The sequence below is a fragment of the Paenibacillus sp. DMB5 genome, assembly GCF_001517085.1.
Lineage (GTDB): Bacteria > Bacillota > Bacilli > Paenibacillales > Paenibacillaceae > Paenibacillus_AQ.
Genome location: NZ_LRAC01000032.1, coordinates 1 through 1,232, shown reverse-complemented (window position 1 = coordinate 1,232; position 1,232 = coordinate 1). Strand labels below are relative to the sequence as shown.

Annotated in this window: 2 protein-coding genes; both read left to right on the top strand. The window is 45.0% G+C overall.

Translation table 11 applies throughout. The features are described from left to right. The first annotated feature begins 61 nt into the window (after positions 1 to 61). Positions 62 to 373: a helix-turn-helix domain-containing protein gene (locus AWJ19_RS06585; RefSeq protein ID WP_068722281.1), complete on the top strand. Its 312-nt coding sequence runs from the start codon at positions 62 to 64 to the stop codon at positions 371 to 373. Further along, complete coding sequence (locus tag AWJ19_RS06580) at positions 328 to 1,212, top strand: IS3 family transposase (RefSeq protein ID WP_082707733.1); 885 nt, start codon at positions 328 to 330, stop codon at positions 1,210 to 1,212. Before AWJ19_RS06585 ends, AWJ19_RS06580 begins: the two co-directional genes overlap by 46 nt. The last annotated feature ends 20 nt before the right edge of the window (positions 1,213 to 1,232 follow it).

Below are 1,232 nucleotides of genomic sequence, written 5' to 3'. Positions count from 1 at the left end.
TTAGAATAGACATTGGAATAAACCCCTGGTTTATCCGATGAAATCTAAGGGGTGCATTTTTATGGTGAAAAAAGGACAGAAGTTCACAACGTATCCATATGAGATGAAGCTTGAAGCTATACGCCTACACGTTAAAGAGGGATGGACCTATCGCAGAATCATGGAGAAGTTTAACATTCCTGACCGACACCGGTTGAAAGTATGGATGCGGAAGTATCAGGAACTTGGCGAGCTTGGACTGATGGATGGGCGGGGAATCCCTAAGGAATATATGAATCAGGATAGTAAGATCCAAAGGCTAAAGCGGGAGAACGAGATGCTAAAAAAGTGCTTGGAAATCTGGATGCAGGAGATGAAACGCAGCGGTACATAACGATTGAGAGAGTAGCAAATGAATATCCAGTTACTCAGCTTTGCAAAGTTTTTGGAGTCTCCAGAAGCGGATATTACGCTTTTCTAAAGCGCAAAGCATTCGATCGGGACCGAGAAGATAAGGAACTCGTGAAGAAGGTCTATGAGCACTACAATGGTGTCTACGGCTACCGGCAACTTCAACTGTTATTACTACAAGACCATGGGGTCTGGATGAATCATAAGAAGGTACTTCGGCTTATGCAGGTGCTAGGGATCCGCTCACGAATTCGGCGAAAACATCGCTGTAACTACGCTTCTTCGACCGAAGGGCGTGTCGCTAAAAACTTACTGAAACGGGATTTCAAGGCAGATGCTCCAAACCAAAAATGGGTTACAGATGTTACACAATACCGGGTGGGAGAGTCGTGGATCTACCTCTCTGCGGTGAAAGACTTGTTTAATAATGAGATTGTAGCCTACCACATGAGCCAGAAAAATGACAATCCACTGGTTCTGCAGACCTTTGAGAATGCCTTTAACAAGACAAAAGACGTGACCGGACTGATCGTTCACAGCGACCAGGGATTCCAGTACACGTCTCATGCATACCACGACATGCTGCCAAAGGTTGGCGCCCGAATCAGCATGTCTCGCCGAGGAAATTGTTATGACAATGCCTCAATGGAGAGCTTCTTCTCGCATCTGAAAACGGAAGGGCTCTACCCTTATGATATCCGAAATATGGATGAGGCACAAAGGCGAATTGAAGCCTATATTCAATTTTATAACGAACATCGACCGCAACGAAAACTAAATAAGCTGCCTCCGGTAGAATACCGGAAGCAGCTTATAGCCTAGGGTCTTTTTTCAGTGTCTAT